Below are 19272 nucleotides of genomic sequence, written 5' to 3' on the forward strand. Positions count from 1 at the left end.
AAAAGAGTGACTTGATGCCTGATTTCAAACCGCCAAAAGACGCCTATACCTTGATTCTGGAGGCAATAGATCTTGGCGTATATCGGCCCGGTGACAGGCTTGTTGAATCCGAACTTGCGGATCGTTTCGGCGTGTCGCGCACGCCCATCCGCGAAGCGCTGCAACGTCTGGAAACGCAGTCACTGCTGACACGGGACGGGCGGTCGCTGATCGTGGCCTCGCTGGATCATAACCAGTTGGCGGAACTCTATGCCGTGCGCGCCGAGCTGGAAGGGTTTGCAGCCCATCTTGCCGCGCGCCATGCGACAGAGGAAGAAGTGCGCCTGCTGCGCAGCATGGTTGAAGAAGACCGCAAGCTGATAAACGAACCAAAAGCCCTGAGCCGTGCCAACAGGCGCTTTCACAAGCAGATTCATCTGGCGTCGCATAACCGCTATCTGGTGCAACAGCTTGATCTGGTGCATCGGTCCATGGCGCTTCTGGCCACAACATCACTTAGTTTTGAAGGGCGCGGCACCCAGACCATTGACGAGCATTCCGCGATTGTCGAGGCGATTGCCGCCCATGACGGGCAGGGCGCGTATGAGGCGCTGAAAACGCATATCTCGACTGCGTTCCTGACGCGTTTGCGTCAGGATGCAGACAGTGCGGACCGCTATTCTTTATAGCGGCACAATAGGGCCGAGTTGAACCTGTCGGGGCGGCGTTCAGAATATCTGGTCAAGAAAACGCGCCAGCGCCGCATGCGCCTTTTCATTTGCATCAGCGTCCCAGTCATTGGACCCCTCGACCGTGAATGAATGGCGCGCGCCGCCAAAAATCTGGGCTTCATGCGGGACATCTGCTTCTTGCAACGCGTCCATCAGGCGCGCCAGATCGGCCATGCCGGATACGGGATCGGCTGATCCGTGCAGCACCAGAACCGGTGCATCTGTCGCCGAATAATCCTGCCCGTCCGGTGTGTCCAGCCCGCCATGAAAGCTGACAAACCCTGCCATGGCCATGCCTGCGCGCGCAGCTTCCAGTGCTGCCGCACCGCCGAAGCAATACCCGGTGATGACCATTTGTGCGGGCGTGTTATCCAATTGAGAGACTGCATCTGCGGCAGCGGCAATGCGGGCGCGAAACGCGTCGCGGTCCGCATAGAGCGCGCCTGTTTCGCGGCGATAGTCATCAAACCCGTCCAGCACGGCATCGCGCCCAAAAAGATCAACAGCGACGGCGACATAGCCTGATTGCGCAAGCGCATCGGCGCGCGCGATTTCATGGTCGTTTACGCCGTCCCAGTCATGGACAATCAGCACCGTGCCGCGCGGCGTGCCTTCGGGGCGGGCAACATACCCTTCAAATACTATATCGCCGACGCTGTATTCCAGTGGTTGCGCCCATCCGGTTTGTGCCGACATGACCAAGGCAGCGCTTGCCCCCGCAAACACTGTAGCTGTGACAAATTGCATAAGTTCCACCCTTTTGCGTGACATTTGTATATCACAAGCTAGGGCCGTTGCGGAAATTTCAAGCGATAGGGGGCTTCAGGCCAGCCGCGATTTGAGGATTGCGCCCGCTTTGCCGAAATCCATTTCACCGGCATGGCGGGACTTCAACAGGCCCATCACCTTGCCGATATCGCGCACGGATGCCGCGCCCGTTTCGGCAATGGCTGTGTCAATCGCTTGTGCGATTTCGTCGTCATTCAACTGGCGTGGCAAGAACGACTCGATCACACCAATCTCGGCGATTTCCTTTTCCGCCAGATCAAGACGCGCGGCTTCTTCATAGGCGCGCGCAGAATCACGGCGTTGTTTGACCATGCGCGTCAGCACCGCGACCAGATCGCTGTCGCTTAATTCGCTGTTGGTGCCATCGCCACGCGCGACAATTTCGCGGTCCTTTATGGCTGCATTGATCAGACGCAGGGTTGCCAGCTTTTCGCTGTCTCTGGCCTTCATGGCTGTCTTCAGATCGCTTGATATCCTGTCGCGCAGTGACATGGGGCCAGTCCTGTTCCAGATAAAGGGTGTTGAGCGCGGACCCTAACGAAGGTGCCTGCTGCCCGCAAGGTTCAAAAAATCCATGCCCCTGACGCTATCTTTCCTTCTTTTCCAAACCGGGCCGGATTCGCTTGATTCTTGGTGCGCATGGCCGTAGGTTCCGCCGAAATCCGAACATGACGGAGCGATAAGATGTGTGCGCAGACACTCAAACCCACAGCATGCCTTGTTCTGGCTGACGGGACGATATTTTATGGACGTGGCTTCGGGGCTGCGGGCAAAACGGTGGCAGAGCTGTGTTTCAACACGGCGATGACCGGCTATCAGGAAATCATGACCGACCCGTCCTATGCGGGGCAGGTGGTCACATTTACCTTCCCGCATATCGGGAATGTGGGCGTAAACCCCGATGATGATGAAACCGCCGACCCGGTCGCTGCCGGAATGGTGGTGAAATGGGACCCGACCCTGCCCAGCAACTGGCGTGCGACCGAAACACTGGTCGAGTGGCTGACAAAACGCGGGCGCATCTGTATCGGGGGCGTGGATACGCGCCGCCTGACGCGCGCGATTCGCCAGCAGGGCGCACCGCATGTCGCGTTGGCCCATGACCCTGACGGCAATTTCGACATTGAGGAACTGCTGGCCATGGCGCGCGGCTTCAAGGGGCTGGTCGGGCTTGATCTGGCCCGCGATGTGACCTGCGCGCAAAGCTATCGCTGGGATGAAATGCGGTGGGCCTGGCCCGACGGGTATGTGCGCCAGACAGCACCCGTCCATAAGGTGGTCGCGATTGATTACGGCGCGAAACGCAATATCCTGCGCTGTCTAGCCAGTGCGGGCTGCGATGTGACCGTGCTGCCGGCCAGTGCAACCGCTGAACAGGTGCTGGCGCTGAACCCGGACGGGGTGTTCTTGTCCAACGGTCCGGGCGACCCGGCCGCCACAGGCGAATATGCCGTGCCCATGATTCAGGGTGTGCTGAAAGCGGATATTCCGGTGTTTGGCATTTGTCTTGGTCATCAGATGCTGGCGCTGGCACTTGGGGCACAAACCATCAAGATGAATCACGGCCATCACGGTGCAAACCATCCGGTCAAGGACCACGATACCGGCAAGGTCGAGATCACGTCGATGAACCACGGTTTCGCGGTGGACAGTCAGACCTTGCCCGATGCCGTGATTGAAACGCACACGTCCTTGTTTGACGGGTCGAACTGCGGCATCCGGATGAAGGACAAGCCGGTGTTTTCGGTGCAGCACCACCCCGAAGCCAGCCCCGGCCCGCAAGACAGCTTTTACCTGTTTGAACGCTTTGCGGGCCATATGGCCGACCGCAAGGCCAGCTAAGCGCGTGCCCTGCTGCGTGCAGCGGGGCACATACAGGGTGCGCCTGTCAAAGAATCCGTCAGTGGCACGGCATTTTTTCGCGGCGCGCGCCTGACACACCGAATTCTTAATCAGTTGTTAATCAAAATCATGTTCCCCTTTGCGTTAACCAAAGTGGGGCAATGATGCGCCTGTTCAGACGTTCACACAAGTTCACGGCGCCGGATGTGCCCGTGGTGCCACCCGTTCGTCTGGCGGTTGTGCGCGACAACAGCCAGGCGCAGGACAGGCTTGGCGCTATCCTGCGCGACATGGGGGCCATTTCGGATGAAGGATTGGTTCACGCCCTGCAAATGCAGACGCAGCAGGCCACCAGCCTTGGCGATTTGCTGATTGCCCAAGGGGTCATCAGCGAAGATACCCTGATGCGGGCGCTGTCCATCCAGTTCGACACCCCGATACTTGACACAACGCTTCAGCAACCGGACCCCGCATTGACAGACCTGCTTGGTGCACAACACTGTATTGCGCTGCGCTGCATGCCTTGGCGCAATGCCGGTGCTGTCACGGTGGTGGCAACCCCGCGCCCCGACAAGTTCGAGGCGAATCGCGCACAGCTGCAAGCCATCTTTGGACCCGTTGTTCCGGCCCTTATACCCGAGAATGCATTGCATGACACCGTGCTGCGGTTGCGGCGTAACCGTTTGAAAATATGGGCGGAAACATGCGTCTTGCACAAGGAAAGCTGCCGCTCGATGCCGTTCTTGGGCGTGCGGCAGGGACTGGCTGCGGGGCTGGTGGCGTTGATTGTGCTGGGCGCGTTTTTCCCGCAGATGGTGTTTTTGGTGTTTACCTTTGCTGCCTGCATATTTCTGGCCTTGTCTGCCCTGCTGAAGCTGGCGGCGGCGGTTGCCGCATTCACCACGCCTGCAGAAAAGCGCGCCCATGAAAACGGCGCGGTCGTCGACTTGGCACAGCGACGAAAACCCGTGGTGTCGATCCTTGTGCCACTTTACAAGGAACCCGAAACGGTCCCGCGCCTTATGACACGGTTGTCCCGCCTGACATGGCCGCGCAACCTGCTGGATGTGCTGCTGATTGTTGAAGAAAACGACCATGCAACGCGCCATGCCCTGCAATGTGCGGAATTGCCGCGCTGGATGCGGGTTGTGCCGGTGCCGGATGCGCGCCTGAAAACCAAACCACGCGCGTTGAACTACGCCATGTTGTTTGCGCGCGGCACGTTGATCGGTGTCTATGACGCTGAAGATGCGCCCGAACCCGACCAGATACACCGTGTTGTGTCTTGCTTTCAAAACGGGCCGTCCAATCTGGCCTGTGTTCAGGGGGTGCTGGATTTCTACAATCCGCGCAGCAACTGGATGGCGCGCTGTTTTACCATTGAATATGCAAGCTGGTTTCGCGTGATTCTGCCGGGCATGCAGCGGCTGGGTCTGGCCGTTCCGCTGGGGGGCACGACCTTGTTCTTTCGCCGCGATATTCTGGAACGGCTGGGGGGGTGGGATGCGCATAACGTGACCGAGGATGCGGATCTGGGCATCCGGCTGGCGCGGCGCGGCTTTTACACCCAACTACTGGACACCGTCACCTATGAAGAAGCCAATTGCCGCGCCATTCCATGGGTCAAGCAGCGGTCGCGCTGGCTGAAAGGATATGCGATCACATGGATGGTGCATATGCGTGATCCGCGCGCCTTGTGGCAACAACTGGGTGCATGGCGGTTTTTCGGGGTGCAGGTGCTGTTTCTGGGAACATTGGTGCAGTTCATGCTGGCCCCGCTGCTGTGGTCGTTCTGGCTGGTCATGCTGGGCTGGGGTCACCCCTTTGTGGACATGTTTCCACGGGGGGTTCTGGTGGCCTTTATCAGCCTGTTTGTGATGAGTGAAGTGGTGAACCTGTCTGTCGGCATCCTTGCGACGCGCGCGCGCCATCACCGGCATTTGCGCCTGTGGCTGCCAACGTTGCACGGCTATTTCCCGCTGGCGGTGCTGGCCGTCTACAAGGCATTGTGGGAGCTTGTTTCTGCACCGTTTTACTGGGACAAGACACAGCATGGAACGCATGGCGCGGCCCTTGACGCAGTCGCGGTTCATGGTCAAAGCTGACGCCTGCGCTGATTTGGGCGCAGACACCTGATAAACTGCATAAAGATTGGCCTGCAATGCTATATTTTGAAAAGCAAAACCTTGTTTTATTTGCGACCCCGAAAACCGCAAGCACATCGCTGGAAGCCGCACTTGCGCCCATGGCCGATATTGTGTTGCAGGGCGATCCACGGATCAAGCATTGCACGTTTCACCGCTACAAATGGCGGTTTGAGAAATTTCTTATGATTTTCAAGAAGTCGCCGCCAGAAACTGTCGCGCTGATCCGCGAGCCGGAAGACTGGCTGAACAGCTGGTTCCGGTTCCGCCATGGAAGCTGGCTGCACGACACCCCGCGCAGCACGCAGGGAAAAAGTTTTGATGACTTCGTGGACGGGTATCTGTCCGACCCCAAGCCCGCATTTGCAGCAGTCGGGTCGCAGGCGGCGTTTCTGACGCATCCGATGCAGGACGATCAGGTGCAAACCCTGTTTCGCTATGATGCGATGCCCGAGTTCCTGACATGGCTGGAAGCGCGGCTTGGGTGTTCGCTGGACCTGCCGCAAAAGAATGTATCCCCAAAGATGGACGCCACCTTGTCTGCACAAATGCGCGTCAGGTTGCGAAACGGGTGTGCGCGCGATTATGCGCTTTATGACCGCGCGCGCGGCGCTGCGTGAATTTTGCGGGTGAGTGGCTTGTCGCGCCTGTGTTTTCGGTGCAGCCTGCGGGCCAGAACCCCCGCCGGAAAGGATCAGGATAATGACGCTAGAGACCCGCATTCAACAAGCGCGCGGCGACATGCCCGCGGACCTCGTCCTGCGCGGGGCCAAGGTTCTTTGCGTGGTGACCGGCGATTATATTCAGGGCGATGTCGCCATATGCGACGATACAATCGTGGGCATTGGGGCGGCGTATGACGGCGCACGGGTCATTGACCTGCACGGGCATATCCTTGTGCCGGGGTTTATTGACACGCATCTGCATATTGAATCGTCGCTGGTGACTCCGTTTGAATTTGACCGCTGCGTTGCCCCGCGCGGGGTAACAACGGCCATTTGCGACCCCCATGAAATTGCCAATGTCGCGGGCAGTGCAGGCATTCGCTATTTTCAGGATGCCGCGACCCGCACGGTAATGGACATACGGGTGAACCTGTCATCCTGTGTCCCCTCCACGCATATGGAAACCGCAGGCGCGGCACTGGATGCGCAGGACCTGCTGGCGCTTGGCGACCATCCCAGCGTGATCGGGCTGGCGGAATTCATGAACTTTCCCGGCGTCATTCACCGTGATCCCGGATGCATGGCAAAGCTGCGTGCCTTCGCGGGCCGCCATATTGACGGGCATGCGCCGCTGCTGTCGGGGCGTGACCTGAATGCCTATGTCAGCGCGGGTATTCGGACCGAACACGAATCCACCACTGCCGCAGAAGCCCGCGAGAAGCTGCAAAAGGGGCTGCGCTGCCTGATCCGCGAAGGGTCGGTCAGCAAGGATATGGTGGCGCTTGCGCCGCTGCTGACGCCGGTGACAGCGCCCTATATGTGCCTGTGCACCGATGACCGCAACCCGCTGGACATTGCCGAGCATGGCCATCTGGACCACATGATCCGCAGCCTGATTGCGATGGGCTGTGACACGCTGGCGGTGTATCGCGCCGCATCGCTTTCGGCGGCAGAGGCATTCGGGCTGAAAGATCGGGGGCAGATCGCACCGGGCAAACGCGCCGATATTGTTGCCTTGCCCGATCTGGCCGCGTGTCGCGCCGGTCTGGTGCTATGCGGGGGCAGGGTGGTCGATGACGCGGCTTTTGCCGCGCGCGATGTGATTGCGCCGGTTGCACGCGATTCCGTTCGCGCGCCGCAGGTCAGCGCGCACAATTTCCGCCATGCAGGAAACAGCCCCGAAACCCCCGTCATTGGCATTCTGGAAGGCAAAATCATCACCGAACATCTGCGCAAGCAGATTGCCCCCGAAGATGGCGACAAACGCCCCGACCCTGCGCGCGATCTGGCACGCGTTGCGGTGGTCGAACGCCACGGCAAAAACGGCAATATCGCCACAGGGTTTGTGCGCGGGTTCGGCATGACATCGGGCGCGATTGCGGCAACGGTTGCGCATGACCACCACAATATTGTGACGGTCGGGGTGGATTATGACGATCTGGCGGTGGCCGTGAACCGCCTGTCAGACATCGAAGGGGGGGTTGTCGTGGCACAGGGCGGGAAGGTTGTGGCAGAACTGCCCCTGCCGGTTGCAGGGCTTATGTCGCTGAACAGCTATGAGCAGGTTCACGCCCGCCTTGTTGAGTTGCGCAGCGCCGCCAAGTCGTTGGGTGTGACACTGGAAGAGCCGTTCTTGCAACTGGCTTTCATTGCGTTGCCGGTTATCCCGCACCTGAAGATCACCGATTTCGGCATGGTCGATGTGGACCGGTTCGAGGTGATCTGACACACGCTATTCAATGGTATAGGGCAACACCTTCCGGTGGTCGGGATCAATGCGCAAATGCCGCTCCAGCGGGGGCACCGATCGCTGGTGGCAATTGTCGCGTTCGCAGATACGACAGGAAATCCCGATAGGGTCATAGCCCCCTTCGCGGCCCAGATCCATGCCATCCCCGTAAACGAGTGCATTCGCGTGGTTAATCTCGCAGCCAAGCCCGATGGCGTAGCGCCGCACGGGCGCATGAAACGCGCCGCCGCCCTTGGTCACGGCCAGTGCAAGGCAGAAATACCGCATACCGTCGGGCGTTTCGGCCAGCTGGCGCAGGAACCGGCCCGGTGTTTCAAAGGCGCGATGCACATTCCACAATGGGCAGGCACCGCCGAAACGCGCAAATTGCAACCGCGTGGCCGAATGGCGTTTCGTAATGGTGCCGGCCTGATCCACGCGCACAAAGAAAAACGGCACGCCCTTGGCACCGGGGCGCTGCAAGGTCGAAAGCCTGTGGGCCACCTGTTCAATCGACGCGCCGAACCCTTCGGCCAGGGTTTCCAGATCATGGCGGGTATCCTGTGCCGCCGACAGGAACCGCCGATACGGCATCAGCGCGGCACCGGCGAAATAATTGGCCAGCCCGATCTTGGCAATTGCGCGGGCCTCTGGCGATTGAAACCGCGCAAGGTCCAGCGTGGCCTCCAGCAGGTCATGTTGTGTCAGCAATGCCACCTGATGCGCCAGCTGGAACGCCTGTGTTGCGCGCGACACTTTGGATGACAATTCCAGCACACCGCGTGCAGCGTCAAAGCGGCGCAGGTCTTCGCTTGCCGTTAGGTGAACGCTGATCTTGCGATCATTCAGCGCGGCGGCGGCATGGGACATGAAATCCACGCCGGGTTTGGCCCGCGACGCAAAATGTTCGGCGGCGCGGTCAACGGCATCGATATAATTGTCGCAATAATGGAAGAAATCACGCACTTCTTCCCATGGCGACAGGCGCAGCGTCGTGTCTTCGCGGCCCAATGCCTCGTCCAATGACGCAAGCTGTTCCTGTGCCTGCCTGTAGGCGCGGTGCAGGTCCAGAAACGCGCGGGCAAATACCGGCGCATTGGCCCCCACCAGCCGCAGGTCGGGCAAGGCGGGGTTGGCGCTGGCGAAAAGCGGGTCTGCCAATGCCTCTCGCAAATCGGAAACCAGCCTTTCGCTGTCGCCTGCCGAAAGTTCGGTGACATCCATGCCGAATTCGCGCGCCAAGGCCAGAACCACCGCCGTGGACAGGGGGCGGTTGTTGTTTTCCATCTGGTTCAGATAGGGCAGGGACAAGCCCAGCTTGGCGGCAAAATCCTTTTGTGTCAGTTGCAGTTGCAGGCGGGTTTCACGCAGCTTTGCACCGGCATAAAGTTTCTGTGGTGGCATGTTTTCCCCCGACCACTTTGCTAAGCTCGCAGATGAACTTTGCAAAGCGCCGATCGAAGGTCAAGCGCCGATCTGGCGCGCCCGCCGCATGACATACAGAACCGGAAGGATTGTTGTGCCCGTGGTGGCCAGCATCATCCAGATCAGCGGGCCAGCCCCGCTGCCCGGTGTCAGAAGCGCACCCGCCAGCGCCGACAGCGCAGCCCCGCCCCCGATCATGATTGCGCCGCCCATGCCGCTGGCCGTGCCCGCCAGATGCGGGCGCACCGACATCATGCCCGATGTGGCCGATGGCAGCAGCATTCCGTTGCCAAGCCCGATCATGATGAAGCACCCGAAAAACACCGCCGCAGACAAGGCCCCTGCCAGATACAGCAGCGACAATATGATCATGCCCGAAAACCCGATCAGACTGCCCACAAGAATCATGTAATTGATCCCGAAACGTGCCGCATAGCGCCCCGACAGGAAATTGCCAAAAGCATAGCCAACCGCAGGCGCCCCGAAGTACATTCCAAGCGCTGAAGGTGACAATTCGAACACGCGCGACCCAACAAAGGGCGCCCCGCCAAGATAGGCAAAAAACGCCCCCGACGCCAAGGTTGCAGACCCGCAATATCCCCAAAAACGCCGCGCGCGCATCAGTTCGGGCAGGGTGGCGAATTGCTGGCGCAATGACCCGCTGCGGTCATGTTTGGTTTCACCCATATCGGCCCAGCTTAGGATCAGAACAGCCACGCCCGCCACCAGCATCAGGGTAAAGCTGCCGCGCCAGCCAAACGCTTCGTCCAGAAAGCCGCCGATGGCGGGGGCAATCATGGGAACCAGCGCCATGCCCATGGTGACATAGCCAATGCGCGACGCGGCCGCGTTTTCATCAAGCACATCGCGGATGGATGCACGGCTTAACACCATGGCCGACACGACCAGCGCCTGCATCATGCGAAAGACCAGAAACACAGTGACATTGGGTGCAAACAACGTTCCCACTGTCGCAATGATGAAAACCACCAATGACGCCAGCAAGACCGGCCTGCGCCCGTATCTGTCGGAAATGGTGCCGATAAAAACCTGCAACACCGCATTCATGGCCAGATACAGCGATACGGAAAGTTGCATGACACTGTAGCTGGTGTCAAAATACACCACCATGGACGGAAGTGACGGCAAAAACACATTCATCGCCAGCGCGGCAATCGACGCTTGCGCCACCAGGGTTGAAACATGGGGCGGGGTGTTTCGGTTCAGAAATACAGATTGCGGCGGGATGAGTGGTATGGTCACTGCGCGATCGACCTTCAGCTTATATCTTTGCATTTGAACTGTTACACATGTGAAAAGAAGGTGCAATGTGGATTGCGAGCAAGAGCCTGACTTTGCAAATTAGCCCCAATACTTGCAGACCAGTTTGCAAATTATCTTAATTTCGCTTTTCACGGGCTGAACGAAACATTATTGTTTGGCAAAATTGGCGGCAAACACCGTGTGCCGCGCGAAGGGGGACCGCATGAAAGATATTCTGCAACAGCTTGAAAGTAACCGTGCGCAGGCCCGGCTTGGCGGCGGACAACGCCGGATTGATGCGCAGCACGCCAAGGGCAAGCTGACCGCGCGCGAACGCATCGAGTTGTTGCTGGATGAAGACAGCTTTGAAGAATTCGACATGTTCGTGGCCCATCGCTGCACTGATTTCAGTATGCAGGACGACCGGCCCGCAGGTGATGGTGTTGTCACAGGATGGGGCACAATCAACGGGCGTCAGGTCTATGTGTTCAGTCAGGATTTCACCGTCTTTGGTGGCTCGCTTTCTGAAACCCACGCGCAGAAAATCTGCAAAATCATGGATATGGCCATCCAGAACGGTGCCCCCGTCATTGGCCTGAACGATTCCGGTGGCGCGCGCATTCAGGAAGGGGTCGCCAGCCTTGCCGGTTACGCCGAAGTGTTCCAGCGCAATATCATGGCGTCGGGCGTGGTGCCGCAGATCAGCGTGATCATGGGACCATGTGCGGGCGGCGCGGTCTACAGCCCCGCGATGACCGATTTCATTTTCATGGTCAAAGATACCAGCTACATGTTCGTGACGGGGCCTGATGTCGTCAAGACCGTGACAAATGAAATCGTCACCGCAGAAGAACTGGGCGGCGCCAGCACCCATACGCGCAAATCATCGGTTGCAGATGGGGCGTTTGAAAATGATGTGGAGGCCCTGATCGAAGTGCGCCGCCTTGTCGATTTCCTGCCCAAGAACAACCGCGAAAAGCCGCCTGTGCGCCCCTTCTTCGATGACCCCGCACGGCTGGAGCACAGTCTGGACACGCTGATCCCGGACAATGCAAATACCCCCTATGACATGAAGGAACTGATCCGCAAAGTTGCGGATGAAGGGGACTTTTTTGAGATACAGGAAGATTTTGCGAAGAACATCCTGACAGGTTTCATCCGTCTGGAAGGGCGCAGTGTGGGCGTTGTCGCAAACCAGCCGATGGTGCTGGCAGGTTGTCTGGATATTGATTCCAGCCGCAAGGCCGCGCGGTTTGTGCGGTTTTGCGATGCGTTTGAAATCCCCATCCTGACCTTCGTGGACGTGCCCGGCTTCCTGCCCGGCACCGGGCAGGAATATAGCGGTATCATCAAGCATGGCGCGAAATTGTTGTTTGCCTATGGCGAGGCAACTGTGCCGAAAGTGACGGTGATTACCCGCAAGGCCTATGGTGGTGCGTATGATGTGATGGCGTCCAAACATCTGCGTGGTGATTTCAACTATGCGTGGCCCACAGCCGAAATTGCTGTGATGGGGGCCAAGGGCGCGGTTGAAATCCTGTATCGGTCCGAATTGGGTGATTCAGACAAGATTGCCGAACGCACCAAGGATTATGAAACCCGCTTTGCCAATCCCTTCGTTGCCGCGGAAAAAGGGTTCATAGACGAGGTGATCATGCCGCATTCAACGCGCAAACGGGTGGCACGGGCCTTCGCATCCCTGCGCAACAAGTCCCTGCAAAACCCGTGGAAGAAGCACGACAATATTCCGTTATAAGGGGGCATGGTGGACGCGCGTGGTATCATAATCTGTGCTGGGCTGACACTTGCAGCGCCGCTTTCGGCTGCGGGGCAGGGGATGCCGGATTCTGCGCCGTTACTGATGCCGTCGGGCGAAATGGCCTATCCGCTGGATGAAATCTGGGACGAATCGCAATCGATGATCCGCCTGCGTTTTGTGGTGCCCAAACTTGCGGAACCTTCCAGCGTTTATGGCGGGGACCCGTTTCGCGTGTTCGAAGATATGATGTGGCTGTGCAGCACCCAGATGCGTGGCCTGACGGATATAGGAGAATTTCCACAAGATCAGGGCTGGCAGGGCGCAATTATCACCATGCTGGAACGTGATATCCCCTTTGGAACGCGGGACGCCGATGTGGTCCAGTTTTTTGAGGGATTCGTGTTTGGAATGGACGGGTGCGAGTTGGAAGATGATCTGTATCATGACTGATAACACCCTGAATTTCCCCGATGATGCAGAAGCGCCACATGCGCGCGGGCGTGTCGAATTTCGATGGTCAGGATTCAACAGGCGCTGTATTATGGGCGTGCATGTGCATTTGCATGCACCCAGAGGCACCCCGGCGCGAAAAATCAAAATAACGCGCCCGTTTCACATGAGCAGGAGAAATTCATGTCTAAAGTCGCACTTCTTGCCGCAGTATCGGCAGTCTTTGTGCTTGGCGCTTGCGAAAAGCACAAGCGCGCCCCCGTTCTGGAGCCGGTCGCAGCCCCCATCTATGTCGAGCCGGTTTCGAGCAAGTCGAAATATTGATGATCGCGTGGGGCAGGCATCGCTGCCTGCCCCATCCGTCCGCGCCAGGGCCAATGTGACCTGGTGCAGGTTGGACGCAGTCCATTCCTGCCTGTTGCCATTATCGCAAAACCAGTGGTCAAGTTCTTGTGCATGCGCTACGCTGGTGCGCAAGCGCAGGGGTTGTTCCTGCGTGGCCAGTATGCCTGAAGGACCAACCTTTACGCATGCTTTTGCGGAACGAGACAACAGGAGATATGTATGTCCAAGTTTACCATTCTTGCAGCTTTTGGCGCAGTCCTCGCATTGGGGGCATGTGCGAAACACCAACCTGCACCCGAGCCGGCACCTGCACCAATCATGGTCGAGCCGGTTTCGACCAAAGGCTGATCTTGCAATAGCCGGGCAGGCGCTGCCCGCGCCTGCCTGTGCCGTGGTTTATGGCGCGGGCCTTCAACGATTTGGGGGACGTCCATGTTAAAGCATCGCGGCTTTCCTGGGCGTTTGCCCAGCACTGATTTTCAATTCGTCATTCGCCGTGCAAACCCCAAAGGGGTAACACCGCTTGTTGCGCGCAAGCGCTTTGCGGACCGGCGCACACCCGACCGCCGCGCAGATGAAGCGTTCCTTGGCGCGCTGATCGCGCATTTCGGCGAAGACCCGTTCGCGCGCGGTAATCTGGATGCTGGGCGTCTGTCATGGCTGTTCGGGCGCGAGGTCGTGCCCGCCGAGGATAATTTTGATCCCGCAAGCTATGATGCCATGTTGCGTGTGGACATGCGTGCCGCCGAAGCCAGCTTTCCGCAGCTTTTCGACGGATCATCCGAATTTGCCTTTGATACATGGGAAGAGTGATGCCGCAAGGCACCGCCTTCATTAACCTTTTCCGCGCCATGGGTGCGCTTACCTTCAAGGAGTCCGCATGTTTCGCAAGATCCTGATTGCCAACCGTGGTGAAATTGCCTGCCGCGTCATCAAGACCGCCCGCAAAATGGGGATCGCGACCGTTGCAGTTTATTCCGATGCGGACCGCAACGCGCTGCATGTGCGCATGGCAGATGAAGCCATCAATATTGGCCCTGCGCCCGCAAACCAGTCCTATATTGTCATAGACAAGATACTGGATGCCGTGCGTCAGACAGGTGCGGAAGCGGTACATCCGGGCTATGGTTTTCTGTCCGAGAACATGAAATTCGCCGAAGCACTGGCGGCAGAAGGGGTTGCGTTCATCGGCCCGCCCGTGAACGCGATTGAAGCGATGGGCGACAAGATCACGTCAAAGAAGCTTGCGGCAGAAGCGGGCGTCAGCACTGTGCCTGGCTATATGGGGCTGATCTCGGACGCCGAAGATGCGGTGAAGATCAGCAACCAGGTCGGCTATCCGGTGATGATCAAGGCCAGCGCGGGCGGCGGTGGCAAGGGCATGCGCATCGCATGGAATGATGCGGAAGCGCGCGAAGGGTTCCAGTCCTCCAAGAATGAAGCGGCGTCCAGTTTCGGCGACGACCGGATTTTCATTGAAAAATTCGTGACCCAGCCCCGCCATATCGAAATTCAGGTTCTGGCCGACAGCCATGGCAACACTGTCTATTTGCATGAGCGTGAATGCTCTATCCAGCGCCGCAACCAGAAAGTGATTGAAGAAGCGCCATCCCCGTTTCTGGACGAATCCACCCGCCGCGCGATGGGTGAACAAGCCTGCGCCCTTGCGGCAGCGGTGGGCTATACATCGGCGGGAACGGTGGAATTTATCGTCGATGGCGAGAAGAATTTCTATTTCCTTGAAATGAACACCCGCCTTCAGGTGGAACACCCTGTCACCGAACTGATTACAGGGGTGGATCTGGTTGAACAGATGATCCGTGTGGCGGCTGGTGAAAAGCTGCCCTTCGCGCAATCCGACCTGAAGATCAACGGCTGGGCCATCGAATCGCGCCTGTATGCCGAAGACCCGTATCGCAACTTCCTGCCCTCGATCGGGCGGTTGACGCGCTATCGCCCGCCTGCCGAAATCACCGCGCCGGACCGCACCGTGCGCAATGATACCGGCGTTTTTGAAGGCGGTGAAATCAGCATGTATTACGACCCGATGATTGCGAAACTATGCACATGGGCACCGACGCGCGGGCAGGCGATTGACGAAATGCGCCTGGCGCTGGATGAATTCGAGTTGGAAGGGATCGGCCATAACCTGCCCTTCCTGTCGGCCGTGATGGACCACCCGCGCTTCATTTCCGGCGAGATTACGACAGCCTTCATCGCCGAAGAATACCCCGACGGGTTCGAGGGGACGACACTGCCACGCGACCTGCTGCACCGCGTGGCCGCAAGTGCCTGCGCCATGAACCGCGTGGCCGAAATCCGGCGTGCGCGTATTTCCGGGCGCATGGACAACCATGAACGCGTTGTCGGCACCGATTGGGTGATCAATATTCAGGGCGAAAGCCTGAATGCCAGCATCGACGCCGACCGCGAAGGCGCAACTGTTTCGCTGGCAGGGCAGAGCTATCGCATCACATCCGACTGGCTGCCCGGCCAACCGCTTGCGCGGCTGAATGTCGATGGAACGCCCTTGGTGATGAAGATTGGCAAAATTCCCGGCGGGTTTCGCGCACGCCTGCGCGGGGCGGACCTGAAGATACATGTCTTCTCGCCCAGGCAGGCAAAACTGGCCGAGCTGATGCCGGAAAAACTGCCGCCCGACACATCGAAACTGCTGCTGTGCCCCATGCCCGGCATGGTGGTGTCCATTTCCGTCGAAGAAGGCGAGGAAGTCTATGAAGGCCAGACACTTGCAACTGTGGAAGCCATGAAAATGGAAAACATCCTGCGGGCCGAACGCAAGGGAATTGTGTCGCGCATTAGCGTTCAGGCAGGCGCCTCTCTGGCTGTGGATGATGTGATCATGGAGTTTGAATGATGCAAAAGCGCACCCCTCTTCGCTTGTTTCTGGTCTATTTCGCCAGCTTCATAGCGGCGATGGTGCTGGCCTGGCTGATTTTGACCCGCGTGGCCGAAGGGGTGCGCGACGGCTATGCCGTGCTGCTTCTTTTGCCCCCCCTGGGGGGGATGGCGGTGTTTCACGGGCTTTTCCCGCTGCTTAGCCGCATACGCCTTGGGCTGGAATTCATCGCAGTCGGCGGGGCGCTTGTGTATGGGACAGGTGCTGTGATGGGCGCACTGGTCTGGCTTGGCTTTCTGGACCCCGGCAGCGCGCTGGTGCTGTGGCTGGTTGGCGTCTTTGGGCCGGGTTGGTGGCTTATGTCACAACGCGCTGAAAAGATTGGCTATTTCGAATGATCACGTCTTCATCTTGCCAAAAATACTCGTGGAGGAAGGTGGCGGGGAATGTGGCGCAGCCACATGGGGACGCCACCCCCACGACGCATAGGCATGGCGCCAGAAACCACAAGGCCGCACCCGCTCAGCGCCCCGATGGCAGGCGTTCCAGCATCTCCTGTCTGCGTGACGGGAAGCGGTCAATGACGGCCATCATCTCGCGGCCCGTGCGTACTGCGGGACGCCGCGCTTTGACTTCGCCATCCTTGTCGATGATAGCAGTCATAAAACCGCGCGGCCGCAGCACTTGTCGCAACGGGCTGCGATCTTCCGGATGGGCGTCGAAAATGACCACAGCGTCGCGGGCAAAAAATTCGTCGGCGCGTTCGCGCAGCGCATCCAGCTGGCGTTCGAATTGCGGGTCATTCGGTGTATCTGCCATGACAACGATTATGCGGCTGACCCAGATGAAATCGCGCGCATCGATTTCGCGGGCGTCAAGGAACATCAGCGTTTCCTGTTCATCCTCGCCATTTACCACCTCCGAGGTCACGCCAGACATGTCAGGCGTTGTATCGGTATTTTCGGGACCGTTTGTTGCAAGCGCCGCAAACGGGAAATGTAACGCAAAAACAAGCGTGAAGATCGGTTTCATAATGCCTCCTGCATGCATTGCATATAGTCGTAATTGTCAGGAAAACACCATAGCCCATGCGTTTTTCCATGCGCGTGACGTCAGAAAGGAGCAGCCATGAGCACGCCAAAGAGCCGTTGGGCCGAAATCGCCGCCAAGGAATTGAAGCACCGCCCCATTGAAAGCCTGACCTGGAACACATTGGAAGGTATCCCCGTTCAGCCGCTATATACGGCCGAAGACGTCGACGGGCTTGACCATCTGGGCACCATTCCGGGAGAAGCGCCTTATACCCGTGGGGTGCGCGCCACGATGTATACGGGCCGCGCATGGACCATACGGCAATATGCCGGGTTTTCCACCGCAGAGGATTCGAACGCATTTTACCGCAAGGCCCTGGCGGCGGGCCAGCAAGGTGTGTCTGTCGCGTTTGATCTGGCAACCCATCGCGGCTATGACAGCGACCATCCGCGTGTGACGGGCGATGTGGGCAAGGCCGGTGTGGCGATTGATTCGGTCGAGGATATGAAAATCCTGTTTGACGGAATCCCGCTGGAAAAAGTCAGCGTTTCGATGACAATGAACGGCGCGGTCATTCCCATTCTGGCCAGTTTCATTGTGACAGGTGAAGAACAGGGCGTGGACCGCAAACTGCTGTCGGGCACCATTCAGAATGATATTCTGAAGGAATTCATGGTGCGCAACACCTATGTCTATCCGCCCGAACCCAGCATGCGCATCATTGCCGATATTATTGAATATACCACTGCCGAAATGCCCAAATTCAACAGCATTTCGATTTCCGGCTATCATATGCAGGAAGCGGGCGCCAATCTGGTGCAGGAATTGGGCTTTACGCTGGCTGATGGCCGCGAATATGTGCGCGCGGCCATTCATCGTGGCATGGATGTTGACCAGTTTGCGGGGCGCTTGTCGTTCTTTTTTGCCATAGGCACGAATTTCTTTATGGAAATCGCAAAATTGCGCGCAGCACGGCTGCTATGGTCGCGCGTGATGGCAGAGTTTAACCCCAAAGACCCGAAATCCAGCATGTTGCGCACGCATTGCCAGACATCTGGGGTCAGTTTGCAGGAACAAGACCCTTACAACAACGTCATCCGCACCGCCTATGAAGCGATGAGTGCGGTTCTTGGCGGCACGCAATCCTTGCACACAAACGCGCTGGACGAAGCGATTGCGCTGCCGACCGAATTCAGCGCCCGCATTGCGCGCAACACACAGCTTGTGCTGCAAGAAGAAACCGGCGTGACCAAGGTGGTCGATCCGCTGGCGGGCAGTTACTATATTGAAAAACTGACCCATGATCTGGCCGAGGCTGCCTGGACCTTGATGCAGGAAGTCGAGGAAATGGGCGGCATGACCAAAGCGGTTGCATCCGGTATGCCAAAACTGCGGATCGAGGAGACGGCAGCGAAGCGGCAGGCGATGATCGACCGCGGCGAGGAAGTGATCGTGGGCGTGAACAAATACCGCAAGGATTTTGAGGACCCGATTGATATTCTGGACATTGACAATGTGAAGGTGCGCGACAGTCAGATTGTGCGCCTGGAAAAGATGCGGGCCACACGCGATCAGGCGGTTTGTGATGCTGCATTGAACGAATTGACCCGCCGCGCGCGCGAGGGGGGGAATCTTCTGGAAGCTGCCGTGGACGCCGCGCGCGCCCGCGCCTCTGTCGGGGAAATCAGCATGGCAATGGAAAAGATATTTGGCCGCCATCGTGCCGAGGTCAAAACACTGGCAGGTGTTTACGGTGCCGCCTATGAGGGGGATCAGGGCTTCGCGGCCATTCAGGCCGATGTCGAAGCCTTCGCCGAGCTTGAGGGGCGCCGCCCGCGTATGCTGGTCGTCAAGATGGGGCAGGACGGCCATGATCGCGGCGCGAAGGTGATTGCCACTGCCTTCGCCGATATCGGGTTTGATGTCGATGTGGGACCGCTGTTTCAAACCCCCGCTGAAGCCGCACAGGACGCCATTGACAATGACGTGCATATCATTGGCATTTCCAGTCAGGCAGCGGGGCATAAGACCCTTGCACCACAACTGGTTCAGGCACTGAATGACGCGGGCGCGGATGATATTCTTGTCATCTGTGGCGGCGTGATCCCGCAGCAGGATTACGAATTTCTGTATAATGCGGGGGTAAAGGCCATCTTTGGTCCCGGAACCAATATTCCGGACGCGGCGAAGAAAATTCTTGATCTGGTGCGCAAGGCGCGCGGGTTGTCGTAACGCAGCAATACCTGAATGAAATTGCAG

The 19272-nt window shown here is 58.4% G+C and carries 18 protein-coding genes; 13 read left to right on the top strand and 5 right to left on the bottom strand.

Annotated elements, in window-relative coordinates:
* The first annotated feature begins 14 nt into the window (after nt 1–14).
* On the top strand, nt 15–668 hold the full coding sequence (locus tag P8S53_RS09970; RefSeq protein WP_277803820.1) for a GntR family transcriptional regulator: 654 nt from the start codon (nt 15–17) through the stop codon (nt 666–668).
* Between the two features lie 39 nt (nt 669–707).
* On the opposite strand, the gene P8S53_RS09975 is transcribed toward P8S53_RS09970, so the two are convergent.
* Nucleotides 708–1457 (bottom strand): dienelactone hydrolase family protein, encoded by a 750-nt coding sequence (locus P8S53_RS09975; protein ID WP_277803821.1) that lies wholly within the window; start codon nt 1455–1457, stop codon nt 708–710.
* Between the two features lie 75 nt (nt 1458–1532).
* On the bottom strand, nt 1533–1991 hold the full coding sequence (locus P8S53_RS09980) for a GatB/YqeY domain-containing protein (RefSeq protein ID WP_277803822.1): 459 nt from the start codon (nt 1989–1991) through the stop codon (nt 1533–1535).
* Between the two features lie 192 nt (nt 1992–2183).
* On the opposite strand from P8S53_RS09980, the gene carA reads away from it, so the two are divergent.
* From carA to ade, 4 genes are all read left to right on the top strand, one after another.
* On the top strand, nt 2184–3341 hold the full coding sequence (gene carA, locus P8S53_RS09985; RefSeq protein ID WP_277803823.1) for a glutamine-hydrolyzing carbamoyl-phosphate synthase small subunit: 1158 nt from the start codon (nt 2184–2186) through the stop codon (nt 3339–3341).
* A 212-nt stretch (nt 3342–3553) separates the two neighbouring features.
* A complete protein-coding gene (locus P8S53_RS09990; RefSeq protein WP_277803824.1) occupies nt 3554–5446 on the top strand; it encodes a glycosyltransferase in 1893 nt (630 codons plus the stop codon).
* Between the two features lie 56 nt (nt 5447–5502).
* Nucleotides 5503–6105 carry a hypothetical protein gene (locus tag P8S53_RS09995; RefSeq protein ID WP_277803825.1) on the top strand — a complete coding sequence of 201 codons (603 nt, stop codon included), beginning with the start codon at nt 5503–5505 and terminating at the stop codon, nt 6103–6105.
* An 82-nt stretch (nt 6106–6187) separates the two neighbouring features.
* The gene (ade, locus tag P8S53_RS10000; protein WP_277803826.1) at nt 6188–7876 is read left to right on the top strand and encodes an adenine deaminase; all 1689 of its coding nucleotides are present in this window, start codon (nt 6188–6190) and stop codon (nt 7874–7876) included.
* A 6-nt stretch (nt 7877–7882) separates the two neighbouring features.
* Here the strand turns inward: ade and P8S53_RS10005 are convergent, their stop codons facing one another.
* Complete coding sequence (locus P8S53_RS10005; protein WP_277803827.1) at nt 7883–9283, bottom strand: short-chain fatty acyl-CoA regulator family protein; 1401 nt, start codon at nt 9281–9283, stop codon at nt 7883–7885.
* Nucleotides 9284–9343: 60 nt separating this feature from the next.
* A complete protein-coding gene (locus tag P8S53_RS10010) occupies nt 9344–10600 on the bottom strand; it encodes a multidrug effflux MFS transporter (protein ID WP_277803828.1) in 1257 nt (418 codons plus the stop codon).
* A gap of 190 nt (nt 10601–10790) precedes the next feature.
* Here P8S53_RS10010 and P8S53_RS10015 point away from each other — a divergent pair, with 190 nt between their 5' ends.
* The 7 genes from P8S53_RS10015 to P8S53_RS10045 all read left to right on the top strand — a co-directional run bounded on the left by P8S53_RS10015 (nt 10791) and on the right by P8S53_RS10045 (nt 16379).
* Nucleotides 10791–12323 carry an acyl-CoA carboxylase subunit beta gene (locus P8S53_RS10015; RefSeq protein ID WP_277803829.1) on the top strand — a complete coding sequence of 511 codons (1533 nt, stop codon included), beginning with the start codon at nt 10791–10793 and terminating at the stop codon, nt 12321–12323.
* 6 nt (nt 12324–12329) lie between these two features.
* Nucleotides 12330–12776: a DUF6497 family protein gene (locus P8S53_RS10020; RefSeq protein ID WP_277803830.1), complete on the top strand. Its 447-nt coding sequence runs from the start codon at nt 12330–12332 to the stop codon at nt 12774–12776.
* Nucleotides 12777–12959: 183 nt separating this feature from the next.
* On the top strand, nt 12960–13100 hold the full coding sequence (locus P8S53_RS10025; protein ID WP_277803831.1) for a hypothetical protein: 141 nt from the start codon (nt 12960–12962) through the stop codon (nt 13098–13100).
* Nucleotides 13101–13340: 240 nt separating this feature from the next.
* Nucleotides 13341–13469, top strand: a complete 129-nt coding sequence (locus P8S53_RS10030; protein ID WP_277803832.1) for a hypothetical protein — start codon at nt 13341–13343, stop codon at nt 13467–13469.
* Between the two features lie 84 nt (nt 13470–13553).
* A complete protein-coding gene (locus P8S53_RS10035; protein ID WP_277803833.1) occupies nt 13554–13934 on the top strand; it encodes a hypothetical protein in 381 nt (126 codons plus the stop codon).
* A gap of 67 nt (nt 13935–14001) precedes the next feature.
* Nucleotides 14002–15999, top strand: a complete 1998-nt coding sequence (locus tag P8S53_RS10040) for an acetyl/propionyl/methylcrotonyl-CoA carboxylase subunit alpha (protein WP_277803834.1) — start codon at nt 14002–14004, stop codon at nt 15997–15999.
* Entirely contained in the window at nt 15996–16379 is a 384-nt protein-coding gene (locus P8S53_RS10045; protein ID WP_277803835.1) for a hypothetical protein, read from the top strand. Before P8S53_RS10040 ends, P8S53_RS10045 begins: the two co-directional genes overlap by 4 nt.
* A 124-nt stretch (nt 16380–16503) precedes the next feature.
* On the opposite strand, the gene P8S53_RS10050 is transcribed toward P8S53_RS10045, so the two are convergent.
* On the bottom strand, nt 16504–17013 hold the full coding sequence (locus P8S53_RS10050; RefSeq protein WP_277803836.1) for a DUF4174 domain-containing protein: 510 nt from the start codon (nt 17011–17013) through the stop codon (nt 16504–16506).
* A gap of 96 nt (nt 17014–17109) precedes the next feature.
* Between P8S53_RS10050 and scpA the strand changes: the two genes are divergently transcribed.
* Complete coding sequence (gene scpA / locus P8S53_RS10055; protein ID WP_277803837.1) at nt 17110–19245, top strand: methylmalonyl-CoA mutase; 2136 nt, start codon at nt 17110–17112, stop codon at nt 19243–19245.
* The last annotated feature ends 27 nt before the right edge of the window (nt 19246–19272 follow it).

The sequence above is a fragment of the Roseinatronobacter sp. S2 genome (assembly GCF_029581395.1).
GTDB lineage: Bacteria > Pseudomonadota > Alphaproteobacteria > Rhodobacterales > Rhodobacteraceae > Roseinatronobacter.

Excerpts from the sequence above, each read along its gene's own strand:
- P8S53_RS10020 (WP_277803830.1), top strand. The coding sequence starts at position 12,330 with ATGGTGGACGCGCGTGGTATCATAATCTGTGCTGGGCTGACACTTGCA.
- scpA (WP_277803837.1), top strand. The coding sequence starts at position 17,110 with ATGAGCACGCCAAAGAGCCGTTGGGCCGAAATCGCCGCCAAGGAATTG.
- P8S53_RS10005 (WP_277803827.1), bottom strand. The coding sequence starts at position 9,283 with ATGCCACCACAGAAACTTTATGCCGGTGCAAAGCTGCGTGAAACCCGC.
- P8S53_RS09975 (WP_277803821.1), bottom strand. The coding sequence starts at position 1,457 with ATGCAATTTGTCACAGCTACAGTGTTTGCGGGGGCAAGCGCTGCCTTG.
- P8S53_RS10010 (WP_277803828.1), bottom strand. The coding sequence starts at position 10,600 with ATGCAAAGATATAAGCTGAAGGTCGATCGCGCAGTGACCATACCACTC.
- P8S53_RS10040 (WP_277803834.1), top strand. The coding sequence starts at position 14,002 with ATGTTTCGCAAGATCCTGATTGCCAACCGTGGTGAAATTGCCTGCCGC.
- ade (WP_277803826.1), top strand. The coding sequence starts at position 6,188 with ATGACGCTAGAGACCCGCATTCAACAAGCGCGCGGCGACATGCCCGCG.
- carA (WP_277803823.1), top strand. The coding sequence starts at position 2,184 with ATGTGTGCGCAGACACTCAAACCCACAGCATGCCTTGTTCTGGCTGAC.
- P8S53_RS09970 (WP_277803820.1), top strand. The coding sequence starts at position 15 with ATGCCTGATTTCAAACCGCCAAAAGACGCCTATACCTTGATTCTGGAG.
- P8S53_RS09980 (WP_277803822.1), bottom strand. The coding sequence starts at position 1,991 with ATGTCACTGCGCGACAGGATATCAAGCGATCTGAAGACAGCCATGAAG.
- P8S53_RS10015 (WP_277803829.1), top strand. The coding sequence starts at position 10,791 with ATGAAAGATATTCTGCAACAGCTTGAAAGTAACCGTGCGCAGGCCCGG.
- P8S53_RS10025 (WP_277803831.1), top strand. The coding sequence starts at position 12,960 with ATGTCTAAAGTCGCACTTCTTGCCGCAGTATCGGCAGTCTTTGTGCTT.
- P8S53_RS09995 (WP_277803825.1), top strand. The coding sequence starts at position 5,503 with ATGCTATATTTTGAAAAGCAAAACCTTGTTTTATTTGCGACCCCGAAA.
- P8S53_RS10035 (WP_277803833.1), top strand. The coding sequence starts at position 13,554 with ATGTTAAAGCATCGCGGCTTTCCTGGGCGTTTGCCCAGCACTGATTTT.
- P8S53_RS10030 (WP_277803832.1), top strand. The coding sequence starts at position 13,341 with ATGTCCAAGTTTACCATTCTTGCAGCTTTTGGCGCAGTCCTCGCATTG.
- P8S53_RS10045 (WP_277803835.1), top strand. The coding sequence starts at position 15,996 with ATGATGCAAAAGCGCACCCCTCTTCGCTTGTTTCTGGTCTATTTCGCC.
- P8S53_RS10050 (WP_277803836.1), bottom strand. The coding sequence starts at position 17,013 with ATGAAACCGATCTTCACGCTTGTTTTTGCGTTACATTTCCCGTTTGCG.